Source organism: Pseudoalteromonas sp. SR45-1 (assembly GCF_014163655.1).
GTDB lineage: Bacteria > Pseudomonadota > Gammaproteobacteria > Enterobacterales > Alteromonadaceae > Pseudoalteromonas > Pseudoalteromonas distincta.
Genome location: NZ_JACJDR010000006.1, coordinates 202,258 through 222,925, shown reverse-complemented (window position 1 = coordinate 222,925; position 20,668 = coordinate 202,258). Strand labels below are relative to the sequence as shown.

General features: G+C 37.3%; 13 protein-coding genes. 9 read left to right on the top strand and 4 right to left on the bottom strand.

What is annotated here, in order from left to right:
• Nucleotides 1-19: 19 nt before the first annotated feature.
• The gene (gene ppsA / locus H5089_RS08505) at nt 20-2,395 is read right to left on the bottom strand and encodes a phosphoenolpyruvate synthase (protein ID WP_007378803.1); all 2,376 of its coding nucleotides are present in this window, start codon (nt 2,393-2,395) and stop codon (nt 20-22) included.
• Nucleotides 2,396-2,552: 157 nt separating this feature from the next.
• Here ppsA and H5089_RS08500 point away from each other — a divergent pair, with 157 nt between their 5' ends.
• Nucleotides 2,553-3,362 carry a pyruvate, water dikinase regulatory protein gene (locus H5089_RS08500; protein ID WP_007583184.1) on the top strand — a complete coding sequence of 270 codons (810 nt, stop codon included), beginning with the start codon at nt 2,553-2,555 and terminating at the stop codon, nt 3,360-3,362.
• Nucleotides 3,363-3,424: 62 nt separating this feature from the next.
• Here the strand turns inward: H5089_RS08500 and H5089_RS08495 are convergent, their stop codons facing one another.
• Nucleotides 3,425-4,774, bottom strand: a complete 1,350-nt coding sequence (locus H5089_RS08495) for a class II 3-deoxy-7-phosphoheptulonate synthase (RefSeq protein ID WP_024596521.1) — start codon at nt 4,772-4,774, stop codon at nt 3,425-3,427.
• 955 nt (nt 4,775-5,729) lie between these two features.
• Here H5089_RS08495 and H5089_RS08490 point away from each other — a divergent pair.
• Entirely contained in the window at nt 5,730-6,605 is an 876-nt protein-coding gene (locus H5089_RS08490) for a DNA replication terminus site-binding protein (RefSeq protein WP_165723776.1), read from the top strand.
• Between the two features lie 70 nt (nt 6,606-6,675).
• On the opposite strand, the gene H5089_RS08485 is transcribed toward H5089_RS08490, so the two are convergent.
• Nucleotides 6,676-7,890, bottom strand: a complete 1,215-nt coding sequence (locus tag H5089_RS08485; protein ID WP_024596523.1) for a hypothetical protein — start codon at nt 7,888-7,890, stop codon at nt 6,676-6,678.
• Nucleotides 7,891-8,663: 773 nt separating this feature from the next.
• Between H5089_RS08485 and H5089_RS08480 the strand changes: the two genes are divergently transcribed.
• The 6 genes from H5089_RS08480 (at nt 8,664) to H5089_RS08455 (ending at nt 18,802) form a co-directional block, all read left to right on the top strand.
• Nucleotides 8,664-9,902 carry an AAA family ATPase gene (locus H5089_RS08480; RefSeq protein WP_182711992.1) on the top strand — a complete coding sequence of 413 codons (1,239 nt, stop codon included), beginning with the start codon at nt 8,664-8,666 and terminating at the stop codon, nt 9,900-9,902.
• A gap of 15 nt (nt 9,903-9,917) precedes the next feature.
• Entirely contained in the window at nt 9,918-10,880 is a 963-nt protein-coding gene (locus H5089_RS08475) for a transcriptional regulator (protein WP_182711991.1), read from the top strand.
• Between the two features lie 406 nt (nt 10,881-11,286).
• On the top strand, nt 11,287-14,433 hold the full coding sequence (locus tag H5089_RS08470; RefSeq protein ID WP_182711990.1) for a DEAD/DEAH box helicase: 3,147 nt from the start codon (nt 11,287-11,289) through the stop codon (nt 14,431-14,433).
• Nucleotides 14,434-15,310: 877 nt separating this feature from the next.
• On the top strand, nt 15,311-16,777 hold the full coding sequence (gene rmuC / locus H5089_RS08465) for a DNA recombination protein RmuC (RefSeq protein WP_024596527.1): 1,467 nt from the start codon (nt 15,311-15,313) through the stop codon (nt 16,775-16,777).
• Between the two features lie 50 nt (nt 16,778-16,827).
• Nucleotides 16,828-17,019, top strand: coding sequence for a DUF3185 family protein (locus H5089_RS08460; RefSeq protein WP_024596528.1), 192 nt, complete (start codon nt 16,828-16,830; stop codon nt 17,017-17,019).
• 616 nt (nt 17,020-17,635) lie between these two features.
• Nucleotides 17,636-18,802, top strand: a complete 1,167-nt coding sequence (locus H5089_RS08455) for an aldo/keto reductase (RefSeq protein ID WP_182711989.1) — start codon at nt 17,636-17,638, stop codon at nt 18,800-18,802.
• 56 nt (nt 18,803-18,858) lie between these two features.
• Here H5089_RS08455 and H5089_RS08450 read toward each other — a convergent pair whose 3' ends face one another.
• Nucleotides 18,859-19,590 carry an aspartate/glutamate racemase family protein gene (locus tag H5089_RS08450; RefSeq protein WP_182711988.1) on the bottom strand — a complete coding sequence of 244 codons (732 nt, stop codon included), beginning with the start codon at nt 19,588-19,590 and terminating at the stop codon, nt 18,859-18,861.
• A 115-nt stretch (nt 19,591-19,705) separates the two neighbouring features.
• Between H5089_RS08450 and H5089_RS08445 the strand changes: the two genes are divergently transcribed.
• Nucleotides 19,706-20,587, top strand: coding sequence for a LysR family transcriptional regulator (locus tag H5089_RS08445; RefSeq protein WP_165743966.1), 882 nt, complete (start codon nt 19,706-19,708; stop codon nt 20,585-20,587).
• The last annotated feature ends 81 nt before the right edge of the window (nt 20,588-20,668 follow it).

Genomic DNA, 20,668 nt, shown 5'->3' with positions numbered 1-20,668 from the left:
TTTATAGCTTACCTATTTATTACTTTGCTAATTTTTTAGCTAGGTATAACCATGTTTCTATTACTGTGTCTGGATTGAGTGAAACAGAGTCAATGCCCTGCTCTACTAACCATGCTGCAAAGTCTTCGTGATCTGAAGGACCTTGACCACAAATACCTACGTACTTGCCTTTTTCTTTAGCTGTTTTAATTGCCATAGAAAGTAGTTTTTTAATTGCTGGGTTACGCTCATCAAATAAATGTGCGATTAAACCTGAATCACGATCAAGACCAAGCGTTAACTGTGTTAAATCGTTAGAGCCGATAGAAAAACCATCAAACATTTCTAAAAATTCATCAGCAAGTAATGCATTTGAAGGCAGCTCACACATCATGATTACTTTAAGACCATTTTCACCCCGTTTAAGGCCATGCTCTTCTAGTAATTCAATTACGCGTTTACCTTCTTCAAGGGTACGTACGAATGGGATCATGATTTCAATGTTTGCCATATCCATGTCGTTTCTTACGCGTTTTATAGCTTCACATTCTAATGCAAAACAATCGCGGAAGTCTTCAGAGATATAACGTGCGGCGCCACGAAAACCAATCATTGGGTTTTCTTCTTCTGGCTCGTATTGCTGGCCACCAACTAGGTTTGCGTATTCGTTTGATTTAAAATCAGACATACGCACAATTACACGCTCCGGTGCAAAAGCACAACCAAGCGTTGAAATACCTTCAACCAGTTTTGTTATGTAAAACTCTACCGGTGATTCGTAACCGGCAATCATGTCAGTAATTTCTGCTTTTAATGCATCGGTTTGCGCATCAAAATTTAATAACGCTTTAGGGTGAACGCCAATCATACGGTTGATAATAAATTCAACTCGCGCAAGGCCAACACCTGCATGCGGTAAGCGTGCAAAGTCAAAGGCGCGATCGGGGTTACCCACGTTCATCATTACCTTCATTGGTAGTTCTGGCATTTTATCAACGCGTGACGTTAGTATTTCAAAATCTAAAATACCTTCGTAAATAAAGCCGGTATCGCCTTCGGCGCACGATACTGTTACTTCTTGTCCCGCTTTAATTAAATCAGTTGCATTACCACAACCAACAACTGCTGGAATACCAAGTTCGCGTGCAATTATTGCCGCGTGACACGTACGGCCACCACGATTTGTAACAATCGCTGCTGCACGTTTCATGATTGGTTCCCAATCAGGGTCGGTCATATCGGTTACTAAAATGTCGCCTACTTGTACCTGGTCCATTTCTTTAATTGAATCAAGAACACGTACAACACCGCTACCAATTTTGTGACCAATTGCACGGCCTTCAACAAGTACATTACTTGTGCCATTTAATTGAAAACGTTCCATTACGTTTGAGTCTTCGTTTGAGCGGACAGTTTCTGGACGTGCTTGAACTATATATAGTTTGCCGTCGTTTCCGTCTTTTGCCCATTCGATGTCCATGGGACGACCGTAATGTTTTTCAATGATTACAGCTTGTTTGGCAAGATCTTGCACTTCTTCATCTGTAATCGAAAATTTATTAGAAAGCTCAGGGTCAACATCAACGATGTCTACTTGCTTACCATGTGCTTTATCTTCTGAGTAAATCATTTGTATGGCTTTAGAACCAATATTACGACGTACTACTGAAGGTTTGTTTTTAAGGAGTGTTGGTTTATGAACATAAAATTCATCAGGGTTAACCGCGCCCTGTACAACCATTTCACCTAAGCCGTAGCTTGATGTAATAAATACAACGTCTTCAAAACCAGACTCTGTATCAATACTAAACATTACGCCAGATGCTGATTTATCTGAACGTACCATGCGCTGTATACCTGCTGATAACGCTACACCACGGTGATCGTAACCTTGGTGAACACGATATGAGATTGCGCGGTCATTAAATAATGAAGCAAATACGTGTTTAATAGCGACCATGACTGAATCGATACCGACAACGTTAAGGAAAGTTTCTTGTTGGCCTGCGAATGATGCATCTGGCATATCTTCAGCGGTAGCTGATGAACGTACTGCAAATGAAACATCTGCTGCAGTATCGCCATGGAGTTGGCTATATGCGTCGCGAATGGCTTGATCTAGGTTTGGTTGGAATGGTGTGTCGATTATCCATTGGCGGATATCGGCACCGACTTTAGCGAGTGTATTTACATCATCAACATCAAGTGTATCTAGGATGTCATGAATTTTGGCGGTGAGTCCTGATTGATCTAGAAACTCATTAAAAGCATCTGCGGTAGTTGCAAAACCACCCGGTACTTGTACACCAGCGTTTGCGAGGTTTGAAATCATTTCGCCAAGTGACGCGTTTTTACCGCCAACTCGAGGAACATCTTGCATACCAAGCTCTTGATACCAGAGAACGTATTCTTGCACGGATCTTTCTCCAAAAAAAACAAATTGTAGGTCTAACTGTGAGAGTTAAGAAAGAAAACCTTTTATAAAGGTCGTCATCATTCTACACTGGCAACAGTCCTCACGTAAACCGTGGGAAACCCATTTTAGGGATTTAAACGCAATAAAAAGGTTAATTATGAGAACTGCTTTTTATATATCAGATGGAACAGCAATTACTTCAGAGGTATTTGGGCATGCGACTTTGTCGTTGTTTCCTATCGATTTTAATCATAAAACAATTCCATTTGTAGAAACTGAAGAAAAAGCGCACGAAATTAAAGCTTTAATTAATGCAACCGCTGCAAAAACAGGTGAAAAGCCTTTCGTGTTTTTTACTTTTGTAAATCACAATTTAAGTGAAATTATAAAATCGGCTGATGCAGTTACGTATGATTTTTTAACTACGTATAGCGAAAAAATAGAAAAAGAGCTCAATGTAGCCCCTGTTCCAAAAATGCATCGTACGCATTCTATCCACGAAAAAAGTTATGATTTTAGAATTGATGCGGTTAACTATGCTCTTATGAATGATGATGGTGGAAATATTAAAAACTTTTCCGAAGCAGACATCATTTTAATTGGCGTTAGCAGAAGTGGTAAAACACCGACAAGCTTATACTTAGCACTGCAGTACGGCATTAAAGCGGCTAACTACCCTATTACAGAAGAAGATTTAGATAATGAAGGTTTGCCTAAATGTTTAGTCCCTTATAAACATAAGTTATTTGGACTGACGATTGACCCTGAGAGGCTTGCGGCTATAAGGCATCGACGTATGGCTAACTCTAAGTATGCTTCAATTAAACAGTGCCGTATTGAGGTGCGCGAAGTAGAAATGTTGTATAAGCGTCACAAAATAGCTTACTTTAATTCTACGCATCATTCTGTTGAAGAGATTTCTGCAAAAATACTGATAGAAACAGACTTGGAGCGACGTAAGTACTGACTTACTCATCAAATTTGAAATAAAAAAACCGCAACTAAGCGGTTTTTTTGTATCAATAAATATTATTTACGTGCGTCTTTTAGTAAATCAGCTACTAAAAAGCCTAACTCTAATACTTGGTCGGCGTTAAGGCGTGGATCACACTGTGTTTTGTAACGCTGTGCTAAGTCATCGTCAGATAAACCGTAAGCACCGCCTGTACATTCTGTTACGTGCTGACCTGTCATTTCTAGGTGAACACCACCTGCGTATGAACCTTCAGCTTTGTGTACAGCGAAGAATTGACTGATCTCGCGCATGATATTATCGAAGTTACGCGTTTTGTAACCTGAAGTCGCTTTTTCAGTATTACCGTGCATTGGATCAGAACTCCAAATTACTTTACGGCCTTCTTGTTGAACTCTTCGTACTAGTGCTGGGAGTTTTTCTGGCAGTACGTCTGCACCCATACGTGTAATTAGCGTTAAACGACCAGGAATGTTATCTGGGTTTAATGCGTCAATTAAACGAATTAGGTCGTCTGGGTCCATACCTGGGCCAACTTTAACACCAATTGGGTTTTTAATGCCTTTAAAGAACTCAATATGTGCGTGGTCTAGTTGGCGTGTACGTTCACCAATCCAAACAAAGTGAGCAGAACAATCGTACCAATCACCCGATAAATGGTCGCGACGTGTTAGTGCCTCTTCGTAACCAAGTAGTAAAGCTTCGTGAGAAGTGTATAAATCGGTTTCTTTTAAGCTTGGCGCAATTGTAGAGTTAATTCCGCACACTTCCATAAACTCTAGTGCGTCTTGAATTTTATCTGCAAGTTGTTGGTATTTTTCTTTAAGTGGATTTGCAGCAACAAAGCCCATGTTCCAGCGGTTAACCTGATGAAGATCGGCTAGGCCACCTTGTGCAAATGCACGTAATAAGTTCAACGTAGCGGCACTGTGATGGTATGCAGTCATTAAACGTTGTGGGTCTGGAATGCGCGCTTCTTCTGTAAACTCAATATTATTAATGATGTCGCCACGGTAAGATGGTAAAGACACGCCATTAATTGTTTCTAAGTCTGCTGAACGAGGTTTAGCGTATTGACCAGCCATACGCGCTATTTTAACTACAGGGCATTTACCGCCATAAGTTAATACAACAGCCATTTGTAAAATTGTTTTGAATGTATCGCGAATATTAGCGGCATTAAAATCGCTAAACGACTCGGCACAGTCACCACCTTGAAGTAAAAATGCACGACCTTCGCACACGTCTTCAAGTTGTTTGAATAGGCTTCGTGTTTCTTCTGCAAAAACTAGAGGCGGAGCCGTTTTTAATTGGCCTTCAACTGATTTAAGTATTTCTTGATCTGGGTACTGTGGCTGCTGCAGTATTGGCAGCTCTCTCCAGCTATTTGGGTTCCACGATGACATAATTTTTCCTCATTCCTACATTACCTGATAAGAAGAAATTAACGTATGCAGACCCCTATGTTCAAGGACTAAATTCACTATTTTCCAATTATTTAGTTATGAGTTAAGTATAAAAGTAATTTTACTTAACTCAGGTGGTTATATAACAATCACTTTAGTTTTATTTCAAATAAACTAAAGTGATTAAAAACATACAATTAAAGTTAATTAGTTTCAATTTTAACACATTGAGAATAAATAAAGCACAAGGGTATATTATATGTATTTTACTTAAGAACACATCATACTTAAATTGCATCAAATGTAATCTTAACTTTACGCGCTAAATTAATTATTAACTAACAGGGACTATGTGCAGGCCTAAATATATGATATGGGATTTTGTGTTGCTCATTTATATGTACTTTAAGCCTAGTAGAATAGCGCTGTTGATTATTCTGATGCCAGAATATACTTACAACTGACCCAAGGTAATCTGCTGATTTACCACTCACCTTCCCACCCTGCCGCCAACGTTATGTAGCAAGTTGTGATAACTAAAAACTTAACTGCCAGTGATGCCTTAAATGGCTCTCATGCAACAAAAATCATGTATGACATTCTACGCTTTTGGATGATAAACCCATAGTTAAAACACGTTATAATATTAATCACTAATTAGAGAAACAACCAAAACCAACCTATTATTTAGAACTTAACCGCACCATTTTCATTTTACATCCCTCATTTATTACACTACATGGGCAATTAAGCTCTAAGCGGACTAACTCTTTAATCAATAAACCAGTACTAAATTACAGGAATAAGTAGAACCATTCACTCCAGAAAGAACACATCATACATTATATGCTTTTAATGGTATCTGAACACCGAGTATTATTATATTAAATATTTACTCAATGCAAAGTGCATGCAATAATATGGAGTTAGTAAGATGTGTTCTTTGAGGTGTGCAGTGGTTACTAAAGTACAAATTAGGAGTCAGTTTGATTTAATGAACGAATTAACTTTAAGGTTAATTGAGGAATTAAACGAATGTGAGTTTTCCAGAGCAGAGTACTATCAGTTACCTGATGTAAGTAATTTAGATGAAAATAAGGTTCCTGAGTCCATACTTGTCTCTAAAATAACTGGAGCGCCGGCTCAAAAGGCAATTTTAAACTCCTTTTCTGACATTTATAAAAAATCGGGCTTAAGCAGTCGCGTGTTAAAAAGGCACCCTGGTTTACTTGTTATTAAAAATGCAGATAAACAAGCTTTAAATAATCGTATAGCACAAGTTAACAAAGCTAAAGCTAGTTTCAAAGAGTGTATATTGGCAATTGATAATAACGATGCCCGATTTGAGGCTGTTCATAATGCAATACCAAATTTAATAACACTTGCTGCTTATCGTAAGATTCACAGTGAGAGTGAATCACCATTTTCTGTTAGGTTTACTTGGATGCACAAGCACGCAACTAAAACGTTGACTAAAAAAATGGCCCTCGAAATGCTCGACAAATCGGCCAGTTATCGAAATCCAAGAATGATAGATCAGCAAAAATGGCAATCACTTGTAGCTCAAGAACAATTACGGGTTGCTAGTTTAGGTGAAAAGGAAAAATTAAGAATTCGTCGCCCTACTCGTGTAAGCCCTCAAGTTAATGTGAGATACACAGCACAAAACCGCTATCATGTGAGCGCCGCATTACCATTTATTCTGATTAATCCAGAACCAGACGTTAAACTAGGTATCTTACCTGATTATAAAAAACCCGAAGCTCATCCTCGAAAACGTGAGTATGATTTTTTAGTTGATAGGCTATATTTAGAACAAGTTGACCGATAGCTATTATGTTAAAAAGGCCACAATATGTGGCCTTTTTAGTAAATATGTACAGTATTTAAAATAACGTTTATTATTTTTCTACTATCTCTTCTATTTTATCTTCATCAATTAACACTGCATTTTCAACAATACGTTTACCGCCTTGAATCTCAATGCGCTTGTTGTGTTTGTTCAATGTAAGTATTTCATCGCAAAACTGATCAGAGGGGTGCATTTCGTATGTGTAATCAATAATGTTACCAGTTTTGTCATCTTTGACGTTTGTAATGCTGTATTCTGATATAGCACCTTTTTCAATCAAATCTTTCATTGTGGTGGTCATATCACGACGAAGCGCTTTTAATTTATTTTCCGTAATATCATCAGTTGAATAAATAGATCCATATTTTTCCATAATAGAAAGTAATCTAAAATGATACGTTTTACCTGGAGCTGCATAACGCCAAAGGTGATACAAACGAAGCATCATCCAACGCGATAATCCCCGTTTTAATTCTTGTGCACTATTAAAGTAATACCCTTTGTATTCAAGGTTATCAATCATGTTATGAACAAACGCATTTAAGCAGGCCACACACTTTACATTGCCACCTTGACCTTTTTTACCACTAAAGTGAAGTGACGATAAAAAGTTCATATTTGACTCGTAAAACGAATCATCTATATCAGAGTTTTTAGTATCGGTTGCTGAATATTTAAATGAAAGTTTAGAACCTTGCAATGCTTCAAGTGACTCTTTAATTGCAGGATATGGCATTGACTGCCCTACCGCTTTGAGCTCTTGCGCTAATTCGTTCATAGAAAAAACAACCGCGTATTGAATACCGGACTTAAAATTAATTTTAACTATTTTGCCTTTAGAAGCTAAACGAATAAGTGCTCGTTCTACTTTTTCTTCTCTGTCCGATGGCCAAACAAGATACTCGATATCTTCACCATCTTTACGAGTACTGACAACAGCAGGAGTAATTTTTATCTCACCATCGTATAAAATACCATCTACTTTCTCTGATATTTTACGCGTAATGATTGTTTTTTTAGGCGCTTCTTCAAGTGGCAATTTTTTATAGCCAGAGCGAACAAAACGGCCCCACAAATCATAATGATTAAACGTGTTTGAATATGCACGTAAACCATGAGCTGCATTTTCAATAGAAATTCGCACGTCTTTGTTGTCTGTAAATAGTGCTAAACTTTCGTTATCAATTGCACTTTCCACCCCGTGGATTTGGCCCCTGAGTGTATCGGGCAAATTATCTACCGAGATGTTGACCTTTCGGCTCATTGTTCTTATTTCCATTTTTATTGCGACATCTAATAACAACACATTAAACAACAAAAGTTAAATGTTTAAGTTAGTATAAAAGTGATCTGACTTTAAATAAAACGTTTAGATCACTATTATACTAAGTAATGTACATAACTTGCGATTTCAGATCATATTTTTACTAACTAGGTCATCTCAAATCGGTTTTTTACTAACTCAGCTGTTATTTTGTCCATCACAATGGCTTTATTTTAAAATTTAGCACGACAAATTCATACGAAAATTAATATCCCTGTGGATAAAGGCTTATCGAGTTAGCATAGATCTGATCTGTACCAAGTACAGATCAGATCTATACTAATTAAACGTACCTATTGACGCTAAGGTTAGTGCATAACTTGATAATTTACTTAGTAAAAAATTGATCTCAAGGGCTTTTTTTGTTCATAACCTTATGCGCAACCTGTGTATAACTTGATTTAAAAAATAAGGCTTAGTAAAAAGGTGATCTGCAGGTAGATAAAGATCTGATCTTAACCAAGTATAACGCTGATCTGCTTTTTTTTATATTGTTTATATTAATCATAATGTTATGTGTTAATTTAAGGTCCTTAACCTTTACTACCTTATATATTTAACCACCTTTAAACTTCTTTATTTATACTAAGCAATATTAAAAGTGTAAAAGTATTTTTAAATGTCTTCTTTTTAAAATGCATGTCGTATTAAATAGTTATTTACAGCAATTTGAATGGACATTATACTAACTGCCTAACTTTGAGGAAGAAAGTATGTCTATCAATAATAACGCGCTAAGTACCTACCGGCTTTTAAAAGCAACTGCAGAAGTAGCTGAAAAATCTTTAGAAGGTCGTATTCAGCACTATCGTGCTCATCTTAAATCAGAAGAAAAAGAATTAAGAACTTATACGCAAAAAGCAGCTGCCGATTTATTAGGTTGTAATAATCGTACTTTAAAAAGACGTCATGACAACGGTGACTTTGATGATTTAAACATAAAACGCGGCGCCAATGGTCATTATGCTTACACATTAGTAAACATTTTTGCTATGGCTGATATTATGGATATTAAACCAGATCATCGTACTGATGATGACAAACTGCAAGTCATTGTCATTAATTCTCTCAAAGGTGGTTGTGGCAAAACAACCAGCATGGTTAATATTGCAGCAGCGCTGGCAACTACTAATATTAAGCGCTATCGCATTGGTATAATTGATTTAGATCCTCAAGGTTCTTCTTCAAGCTTTTTTCCTTCAAGCGAGCATGACCCAATTACTGTTGGTGATTTAATGCGTGATTGTATAGATTTAGATGAGGCCGAAACATGGCCTGAATTTGTTTCAAACTCATTTTTACCAACGCATATCCCAAATATTCGTGTACTACCATCAGGTATGGACGATTTTTATTTTGAGCACGAAACTGCAACATTACTCAAAGACACCTCAAATTATGAGCAAACTCGTCATTACCATAAGTTACTTGAAAAAGTAATTAACCCTGTTAAAGACGAGTTTGATATTATATTAATAGATACAGCTCCAACTCTTAATTTTATGTTTTATAATGCATTAATGGCTTCTACTGCGATGCTTATCCCTGTTCATCCAGAAGCTGTAGACTTTGATGCTAATAATAAATATTTAAAACGACTAGGCGAGATTTACCATACCGTTGCGGCACTTGGCCATGAGGGATGGGATTTTATGCAGTTTTTAGTGACCAACTATGTAAAAGGTAATCACTCACAGCGCGATATTGTTAAAGATGTTCGTAGTGCATTCGGTCGCCAAGTTATGAGTTACCCAATCAACCACAGCTCGGCGATTACTGCTAGCTCTTCGTCTTTCAATACTATTTTTGATCAAAAAGCGTCAGACAGCTTAGCAAGCCGTGAATCACTAATGCGCGCTCAAGAAAATATTAAAGATGTGGTCGATGAGCTAGAAATGCTTATTCGTTCAAATTGGCAGTCAACTCAATCAACACTCAATACCCCTAAGTAAGGATGTTAAATAAAAATGGCTAAAAAACGTAAAAATGACACCCGCTTAGATCCTTTTGCAACAGCTGTAGGAAGTAGTAGCCTTGACGCATTACTTGAACAAGCAAATGCTGGTGATGTAATTCGCATGCCAGCACCGAGCGATCCTGAGCGCCAAATTACTCTTATTTGCAAAGTGATCGCACACGCTGACATTGAATCTACAACAGGTGTGTACGGTAAAAACCGCCGTGTACAAGCACTTCTTAACGAAAAGTCAGTATCGGATATTTTACCTGCCATTGCAGAGGATGGCCGTAATCAGCACCCTGCGTTACTTTGGGATCAGGGTGATAAAAGCTTAGTTTTAGCGGGTTCTCGCCGTCGTATGGCCTGTATTTTAGGTAACGCTGATTATTTAGTACTTAGTTCAAGTGACTTTACTGAGCAAGACGCTAAAATTTTAGCTGTATCTTCAGATCAATATATCGCTCCAAGTCTATGGGAGCTAGGACAAGCTTACCAGCAAACTAAAAATGAGCTTATTGAACAAGGTAAAAAAGGATCTTACAGAGAGATTGCTGCAATTGAAGGTGTATCACACACCGCCATTGCAGATGCTGTTAAAGCGTATGAACAAATACCTGCTGAAGTTATTGCACTCTACCCTACTGCGAATCACGTGGGTCGCGAAGTGGCTAAAAAGCTCATGAGCGCAAAGGTGAGAGACCAAGAGGCGTTTAATCAACTTGTTAGTGACCTAGCTAGTGATGAAGAGCTAAACGCCATTACAAGTGACGACAAGCGTGCAATGGCAATCACTAAATGCCTAACTGCTGAGCCTCAAGCTGCTGTTAAGCGTGAAGCTGTACTTGAAAATAAGTTTGTATCGGTACAACGCAATTTAAAAAGTGGTGATGTGTCTATCAAAATCGACAATAAAGTGATGACAGACAAACGCTTAGAACAATTAACTAAGCTATTAAGTGTCTTTAATTAGTTAGTTAAATAATGATCTGTCAGACATATATACTTAGTTAAATACTGATCTGACAGATTGTTTTGTTAGTAAAAATCTGATCTTTACTAGCCTAATCCTACCTTAAATAATCATATTTCCTCTTCAAGATCACTTTTTTACTAACTAATCGCCCCCTTTTAGCTATTCGCTCTTGATTTATTATTATTGTTAGTAAAATTGTGATCTATAACGTGTCGTTTAATCTTTATATTTGTATGTAGTGCCTAATATTTTGCGAAATTTTATACTCATTTTTACCTATAAACCGATTTTTTACTAAGCTATCAGCTCCAACCAGTTTATATCTTGTTAATAGTGCTTTAGCTCAGAGCACATAAGGCATATACTGGCAGAATTATTTTTAAAATTTAATGCTTAGAGTGACATGTCTGCTAACTTATCAAAAAATGATTTAATGGCTATTTTTGAAGAAATTAAAAATGAGCAGGCTACCCAGTTTCCTCTTTCTGAACGCTTTATTAAAAAACTTTTTCGCGAAAATGTCTTAGATAAAGGCAAAGAGTACTACAAGAAAGGTCAAATCACCTGGCTAGAGCATACCCCTAATTTTTCTGTTGTAGACTCTACCGTGCAAGTGGATAACGGATCATCATTTAACCAACGTATTGAGATCAGTAAAGTACCAACTGGTTATTCTGTTGATACACACTGTACGTGTAATGCAAAAACCAAATGCCGACATTTAGCTGCTATTTTGTTTAAGCTTAAAATAGAGCACTCTGGTGAATACGGTGAAGATTACTTCATTAATGATTGGTTTAGTGAATTAAGCGCTCTTAAAAGTGGTGATCAACATACACCGTCGCAAGTATTATTATTTGTATTAGATATTGAAAATAACAAAGTATTTTTAACACCTAAAATAGCTAATTTTGAGACTAAAAAGAATTACACGTTAGGCCGAAACCTCACAGAGCAACAGTTAAATAGTTTCGTAACGCCAAATGATTTACTCGAAAGTGATTTTAGATTATTTAGTTGGATACGTTCACAAAATGCAGTAGGAAGTATTGAGCTAAAAGGCCAATGGGGCTTTAGTGCCCTACAACAATTGATAGCTACTGAGCGCTTGTTTTTTCAGCGCTCTCGCGTGCCAATTAAAGCGCAATCTGGCCAAGCATTGAGTTTTAGATGGGAGCAAGATAAAGATCTATCACAATTAGTTATTAAGCTTGAGCAAACCCAAAACTGGGCTTTATTAAAAACAACACCGCCTACTTATCTCGATTTAGATCATTTAAAAGCTGGTCGTCTTCGTACCCCATTGAGTGCAGACGAAATAGCGCATTTACAAACTATGCCTGCTTTGCATGACGCTAATTTTGACAGAATATATAAACAGCTTGCCGATAACTTTGGCGCAGGTGTTATACCGCACCCTACTAACTTGCAGCCAACGTTACCTAAGTTATCTAGTAACGCTGTTTTAAAAGTAACAATGGGCGAGCAAGGTTTATCACTTTCGCTGTTATTTAAGTATAAAAATAAAAACTATTTAGCTGGTTCTGCCCCAGCAAGTACTATAAATAGCGCATTTGAAAACACCGTAACTAACGAGCTAATCAATCTAGGGTTTGAATTTTGTAAAGGGGGTTTACAAAGTGAGCTTGTATTTACAAAGCAATCTCCTATCCATTTGCATTGGCTAATATACGAAGTATTTCCCGGCTTTAAGCAGCGTGGTTGGCAAGTCAGTGTAAGTAAAGTAACAAGCCCTAATCCACAATGTGAAGTGAGTTTACATGTACACCGTGCAGCAGGGCATCAAATGCACTGCAAAGTATTGTTGTGTGACGCAAAAGCAGCGCTGTTGTTTACTAATGCTGATTCGCTTTATCAGTCATTGAATCGCCAAAGTGAACTGTTTTATTACTACCCGCTTGGTCGACAATTTGGGGTTATTAATAAGTCTGCCATTAACTTATTAAACGAATTTAAAGAACGCTTTGAATTTGTAAAAACACGTGACGAATTTAATATTCCGCTTTCGTATTTACCTGAACTAGTAAAGCACACAGCTATTAACGTAGAGCTTCACGACGATTCACTTGAGCTATATTTACAAGAGTTAAATAATACCGATAAGGCAATGCCTAAGGTTTCATTACATGGCTTAAATGACTCTGTAACACTTCGTGAGTACCAACAGCAAGGCGTTGATTGGCTTAGCTTTTTAAAACGTCATCAATTAGGTGGTATTTTAGCTGACGACATGGGGTTGGGTAAAACACTCCAAGTTATTGCATTTTTAGCGAGTACATTTAATCGCCCACAAGCAGGCCCTACACTTATAGTGTGCCCAACTAGCTTGGTGAGTAATTGGAAAAACGAAATTACTAAGTTTGCTAAAAGTTTAAAAGTAACCACTATTTTTGGATCAAACCGTAACGATCCTTTACAACACTTAGCACAAGCGCAATGCATTCTTACTACATACCCGCTTTTAAAGCGTGATATTGCATATTATTCGCCATTATATTTTGAAAATATTATCCTCGATGAAGCACAATACATTAAAAACGATACCGCACAGGTCTCACGATTAGTTAAACGCTTAAATGCCGACTTTAAACTTTGTTTAAGTGGTACTCCAATCGAGAATAATTTACTTGAGCTTAAATCGTTACTCGATTTTGCTATGCCATCGTTACTTGGGTCTCAAGCCCACTTTAAGCAGCACTTTCAAACACCTATTGAGCGTGAAGCTGATATGCAGAGGGCTGAGCAGTTAAAAGCGTTAATTATGCCCTTTATAATGCGCCGCACTAAAGCACAAGTAGCGCAAGAGTTACCTGAAAAAACAGAGCTTACAAAAGAGTTTGAGTTTGAGCCTAAGCAAAAAGAAATGTATCAAGGCATTACACGTTCATTAGAAGAGAAGCTAATAGACTTATTTGCCGAACAAGGCGCACAAAAAAGTAAGCTTGCATTTTTAGAGGCGCTTTTAAAGTTAAGGCAAATTTGTTGCCACCCTAAATTAATAGATCCAGATACTCAAGCAGGCTCCGCTAAGCTTGAATGGTTAACAACACACTTACCGCTTATGCTAAGTCTGGGTCGTAAGATTATTATATTTAGTCAGTTTACATCGGCACTCGATTTAATAGCCCAACGCCTTGAAGAAATAAACATTAACTTTAGTATGCTTACAGGGCAAACGCGTCAACGAGATAAAGTAATCGACGAGTTTACCAGTGGTAAAACATCCGTGTTTTTAATTAGCTTAAAAGCCGGTGGAACAGGCCTTAACTTAACACAAGCAGATACCGTTATTCATTTTGATCCATGGTGGAATCCCGCAGTAGAAAAGCAAGCGACTGATAGAGCCTACCGTATTGGTCAAACTAATCCTGTATTTGTTTATAAGCTCATAATGAGTAACTCAATAGAGCAAAAAGTATTTAAAATGCAGCAAGACAAGCAAGCCCTTGTTGATGCATTATTTACTGATAAATCAATGAGCTTTACAAAGTTTGATGAGCAGCAAATGTTGTCATTAATTAAAAACTAAAAAAGATCTAAAAAGTTTTGATCTTTTTATGAACTTAATTAAAAAGCGGACGTCTATTATTATGCTTGTTGATTAATTGCAGTTAACACAAGCATCATGTTGATTTCCCATTTAGTTACTAATTTTAGTAATGATTGAGCCAGCCCATTTTGAGTTGGCTTTTTTTATGTCTAAAATTTAGCGTGCAGCACTTATTTTAAAAGTTTTTATTTTTTTATGAACTTAATTCAAAAAGACGCGTCTACTATTATGCTTGTTGATTAATTGCAGTTAATACAAGTTTTCATGTTGATTCCCTATTTAGTTACTAATTTTAGTAATGATTGAGCCAGCCCATTTTGAGTTGGCTTTTTTTATGTCTAAAATCTAGCGTTCAGCACTTATTTTAAAAGTTTTTTATTTTTTTTGAACTTAATTAAAAAAGACGCGTCTACTATTATGCTTGTTGATTAATTGCAGTTAATACAAGTTTTCATGTTGATTCCCCCTATTTAGTTACTAATTTTAGTAATGATTGAGCCAGTTCATTTTGAACTGGCTTTTTTTATGCCCATAATTTGATTTGTTTAAATCAACCCGAATAAAAATAAATGATCTTCCGCAAATTAATTTGAATTAATTATTTTGTTATCCGGTCTACTCTAATGCCTGTTGTTATATAGCCTCACCTAATAATATTAGTTATTTTGGTGATTATGTATTTAAGTTGCAGCTTGCTCGGGCACATGTTGATTATCCCTTTGATTACTTAACTTAGTAATATTTGACCAGCTTATTTTAAGCTGGTTTTTTTATGTCTGTAATTTCTTAACTCCCCTACTTCTGTTGTTGGTTATTGGTTATGATGGCATGTCTCTAAATTTTATAAGTTTATTTTATGCTCACTCAAGTACTCACTAATATTGATTGGTTAAGCGCTGGTGCTGGTGTTGCTTTAGGCGCCCTATTTTACGGCGCTGTATCAACACGGCTTCGCAAAAAGCTACATCTACAAATAAGCGAACAGCAGCAACAGCTTTCCCTGTTACAAAACCAATTTGATAATAAAGAGCTGCAATACAGCGCCTTGCTAGAAGATCATGAACTGCTAGAACATACTCACCAAGAGCAGCGCGATGAAGCGCAGCATTTTAAAACGCGTTTTAGCGAACAAGAAAAACAAAGCATTCAATACAATCACTTTTGGCGTAAAGCCGAAGGCGAGCTGGCAGCGCTTCGTGAACAATACAATCAGCGCGATGTTGAATATAATAATATGCGCACTACCCTTGAGCAAAAACAGCAAAACTTTAGCGAGCAACTCGCGCAAATTGAGCAAAGTAAAAATACGCTCAAAAAAGAGTTTGAAAACCTAGCCAATAAAATTCTAGAAGAAAAATCACAAAGCTTTAAAACCTTAAATCAAGAAAGCATTGAGCAATTATTAAAACCAGTTCAAGGCGAGCTAAAAGGCTTTAGAGAAAAAATGGAATCAATGCACGTTGAAGACATAAAACAACGGACTGCGCTTAAAACCGAGCTACTGCATTTGCAAGCTAAAAGCCAAGCTATAACAGATCAAGCCGACAAGCTCAGTAACGCCCTACAAGGGCAAAAGAAAACCCAAGGTAATTGGGGCGAGCTTATGCTCGAAAACGTATTAGATAGTGCTGGCTTACGTGCAGGCGTTGATTATAAGCGCGAAGTGTCGTTTAACACTGAAGATGGCCGCTTACGCCCTGATGTAGTTGTGTACTTACCACAGGGTCGCCACTTAGTTATTGATGCTAAAACTTCATTAAATGCCTATACACGCTACGTGAATGCTGAAAATGATCTAGATGCTAATCAAGCAATTAAAGAGCATGTAAACGCCGTTACAGCGCGTATTAATGAACTTGCGAGTAAATCGTACGACCGCTTACCAGGTATTAACTCGCCAGAAGTGGTGGTTATGTTTGTACCAATAGAATCAGCTTTTGTAGAAGCACTCAAATATCAAAGCGATATTTACCAACAAGCAATCGAAAAAAATATACTGGTAGCTACACCCACGACTTTGCTTACTAGTTTAAATATTGTTAAACAGTTATGGCGTTTTGAAGAGCAAACTAAATACTCAAAAGAGCTGGCAAGTCGAGCGGAGCGTTTTTATAACAAGCTCAATGGTTTTTTATTGAGTATGGAAGGTGTAGGTAAGCAGCTTGATAAAGCGAAAGAAAGTTATGATAAAGCATTTTCGCAGCTATACCGTGGTAAAGGTAATTTAATTAAACAAGCATCAGAGTTTAAAGAGCTTGGTGTATCGGTACAAAAAGAGTTACCTAGTGAGAGCGTAGAACGTGCTCAATTAGAATTAGATTAACCCTGATTTATTTTTATTTAGTTTATGTAAGTTAAACCTTAAGGATATTTATGAATAATAAGATTGTAGGAATTGTTTTAATCGTTATAGGTATCGCTTTAATTATGTGGGGATACGACGTGTATGATGCGGCGGCTTCGCAGCTTAGCCGTGCATTTAGTGGCGACACACCAATAGAAGCATGGGCGGGTATTATTGGCGGTGCCATCTGTGTGTTAATTGGTATTAAAAAGCTCAAGTAACCTGAACTTGAATAATTGATCTATTTAAGCAGCTATTTTCAGCGCTAACTACGTTGAATTTAGTTGTAATTTGCTGCACTGCAGAGTGTTACTTGGCAAGATAAAACTCTTACAGGGCTTGCCAGCAATTGCATTGTGAAAGAGACAAATACGTCGTGTATTGCAAGGCAAACCTTTAATAATAAACGTTTTTGTAATATTTACCCCAATTATTTCAACTACGCTCGGTTAAATTAGCTAAGTGTTGCCGCAATCGCTTTGATAGTGAGATTATTTGTGCATCTTTAATTTATTGCGGTTTTGTCTACTAATTTGTACACATCTAATAAATGTAACCATTTTATATTGTATAAATGAGTATTAAAGCGTGCACCAATTTGGAAGTATGCTTTTTTATCAAGCTATTAAAATGCACTGTTTTGTACATTTAAAAGGACTATACGAGTAAAGAAAATAATCAGTTATAAATGTTAATTCAAACGTCTATTCAGTGTTTGTTAATTTAACTATCTTATTGATAGTATTGTCATTTATTACATTCTCCTTGCTTGAGTTTGGTTGTTATTTATACTAGCTTAGAGCGTAGATATTTAACCTACTCAAGGAGAATAGTCACATGGTATCTCGCAGAAATTTTATTAAAGCAGGGGCTGCCTTAAGTTTAGGCTCTATTTTTAGTGCTTCAGCTTTGGCTGAGCAACTAAAGGTAAAAATGTCTAACGGCAGTGTTATGCAAACTAAAGGATCAATAGATAAAAGCGCTGCTCTACCCACAAACGATGTTACTAACGCTAAGCATTATCGGCCGGAATCAAGAATGGGCTTGGGTGGCCTTGCCGCCGGGAATGGCTTTAATACTATATCAAGCGATACAGAAATTTTAACAATGCTAAATGCAGCATGGGATTCTGGTATTCGTCATTTTGATACGTCACCTTTTTACGGTTTGAGTTTAAGCGAAAGGCGCTTCGGTGATTTACTTCGAAACAAAAAGCGTGAAGATTATGTTTTATCCTCAAAAGTAGGCCGCCTTCTTACCCCTTCAGCAGAGCCTTTAGAAAATAGTTGGCATTGGGCTGATCACTCACCGTTTCATTATAAGTATGATTATTCAGCCTCAGGCACGCGCCGTTCAATAGAAGATACTTTGCATCGTATTGGTGTCGCCTCACTCGATATTGTTTATATTCACGATTTATCACCACAAAATAGTGACATGGGGGATGACTGGCTTAAGTATTTTTATCAAGCGGCTAAAGGTGCTATTCCTGAGCTGACTAAAATGCGTGATGAAGGAATAATTAAAGGCTGGGGTTTTGGTGTAAATACACCTCATGCTGTTTATAAAGCGCTTGATATGTCAGACCCAGATATTTGCTTACTAGCGCTGCAGTATTCAATTTTAGATCACAAGCAGGCACTTGATAAAACCTTTCCTATGCTTGATAAACGAGGTATTTCAGCAGTCATTGGTGCGCCGCTTAATGGTGGTTTTTTAGCCGGTCGTAATCGCTTTAATTACTCGCCTAAAATTCCAGGGCCTATGCAGCAAAAGTTTAATGCAATAAGCGACATTGCATCTAAACATGGGATTGATATTAAAACAGCTGCACTGCAGTTTGCAGAGGCGCCTTCAACGGTATCCTCAATTATTCCTGGGGCACGCACGGAGGAGCAAATTAAAGCTAATGTAGCCTCAATGAAAGTTACCATACCAGGCGAATTTTGGAGTGAGTTGAAATCTAAACAGCTTATTGCACAAAACGCCCCCATACCTGCATAACAAAATAGGTGTGCCATTTGCTTGGCACACCTCGTTATAGCTAATGAGGTTGTTTTTCAAGCAACGCTTGAGAATAAGTGAGTTGATTGTTGAGTGCTTGTATAAGCCCAATTAACACACTCTTGCGCTAAAATCGCGATGGTATCTAAACATGTATCGGGTGAATTAAATACTTGTTCATTTAAAACTAGCGGTATTTCGGTGCAACCAAATAGTACTGTATCGGCACCGTGGGCTAGCATTAGCTCATAACTTTGTTTTAAAAGATTATGTCCTGAGGTTAAATCTCCTGACTTAACCGCCGTTATACCTTGCATTATAAATGTTTGCTGTTGCTCGTTAGGCTCAATAAATTCAATATTGTGCTTACTAAATGCCGTCTGATATATCCGCATATTGAGCGTGGCTGTGGTCGCTAATATCCCTACCTTACGTTTGCCCGTTGCCTTTGCGCGCTTAATAACGCTTTGTACAATACTAATGGTATGCACATCAGCATTTTGCGTTAGTGCGTTGTACCAATAATGCGCAGTATTACACGGTATAACAATGCAACTTACACCTAAGCTAGTAAGTTGGTTAAAACCCTTTTTAAGCTCAAAAAATGGATTTTCATCTTCAATACCCATTAAAAATTTTGTTCTGTCAGGAATTTGCGGGATATTCCTTATAAACATAGGTATGTGCTCTTGATCATTCTTAGCAGGTGATAACGCAATTACTTGATTCATAAATGAGGCGGTAGCCAAAGGCCCCATTCCTCCCAATACTCCTAGTGTTCTAAGCATTGTTATATTCCGATAAGTTGTTACTGTATGGGTTAAATTTATCGTGTTTTTTTTGTTTTGAATAATGCTATTATTTTACTGTCCATGCTTAAATTGCATATCTTGAGTGAGTATTATGAATATAGAGAGTAAATGGTTAGAAGATTTTTTGGCCTTATCTAATACAAAAAGCTTTTCGCAGTCCGCAAGGCTTAGGCATATAACGCAACCTGCTTTTAGTCGACGAATTAAAGCATTAGAAGAAGCCGTAGGTGCAGAGCTAATAGATAGAGAGAACTTACCAATTACACTTACCTCAAGCGGTAAAATATTTCATATAACAGCGCGTAATCTAATAAACCAAATGAATAACTCAGTGAGTATGTTAGAAGAACTCTCCTCTGAAGAAACTCACTCAGTAAAGGTTGCTGCAGCGCACTCATTAGCTACGTTTTTAGCGCTAAAGCTGTCGAACTTTCATAGTAAAAGTGATCGCAAAGTAGTCCTCAATATAGAAGCCATTGATGTTGATAAAGCCACTGCTACGCTCGAACAGGGCGCATGTGACCTACTTATTGCTTTTGATAACGAACGATTAAAGTTACCTCCGTTTAGTCATCAAAAAATAGGCAGTGCAGAGTTATTGCCAGTGAGTGCCTGCAATGCAAACGGTAAGGCAATATACAATTTAGAAAGTGATGGGTTTGTACCTCACTTAGCTTACAGTTTAGATTCTTATATGGGTAGGCAGTTAGAGCCGATAATATCGGGCTCTAAACTTAAAAAAGTATTTGTATCGTCGATGACAGAGCTTTTAAAAATACAGGCTTTAGAGGGTAATGGCATTGCTTGGTTACCAAACTATGTCATTACTAAAGAGCTAAAAGAGAAAAGTTTAGTTGTGGTTGGCCAAAAGCATCATTGCGTACCTATTACATATTATGCGTATCGGTACCATGCAGCGCTTCACCCTGGCGGCGAGAGCGTCTGGAATAAATTAAAAGAGCTAAATGTATAACGCAAAAAATTACTGTAAACCCCCATTACAGTAAAATGGGCGTTATTAATTTAACGCGCTCACAGTAATATGAATCTGTAT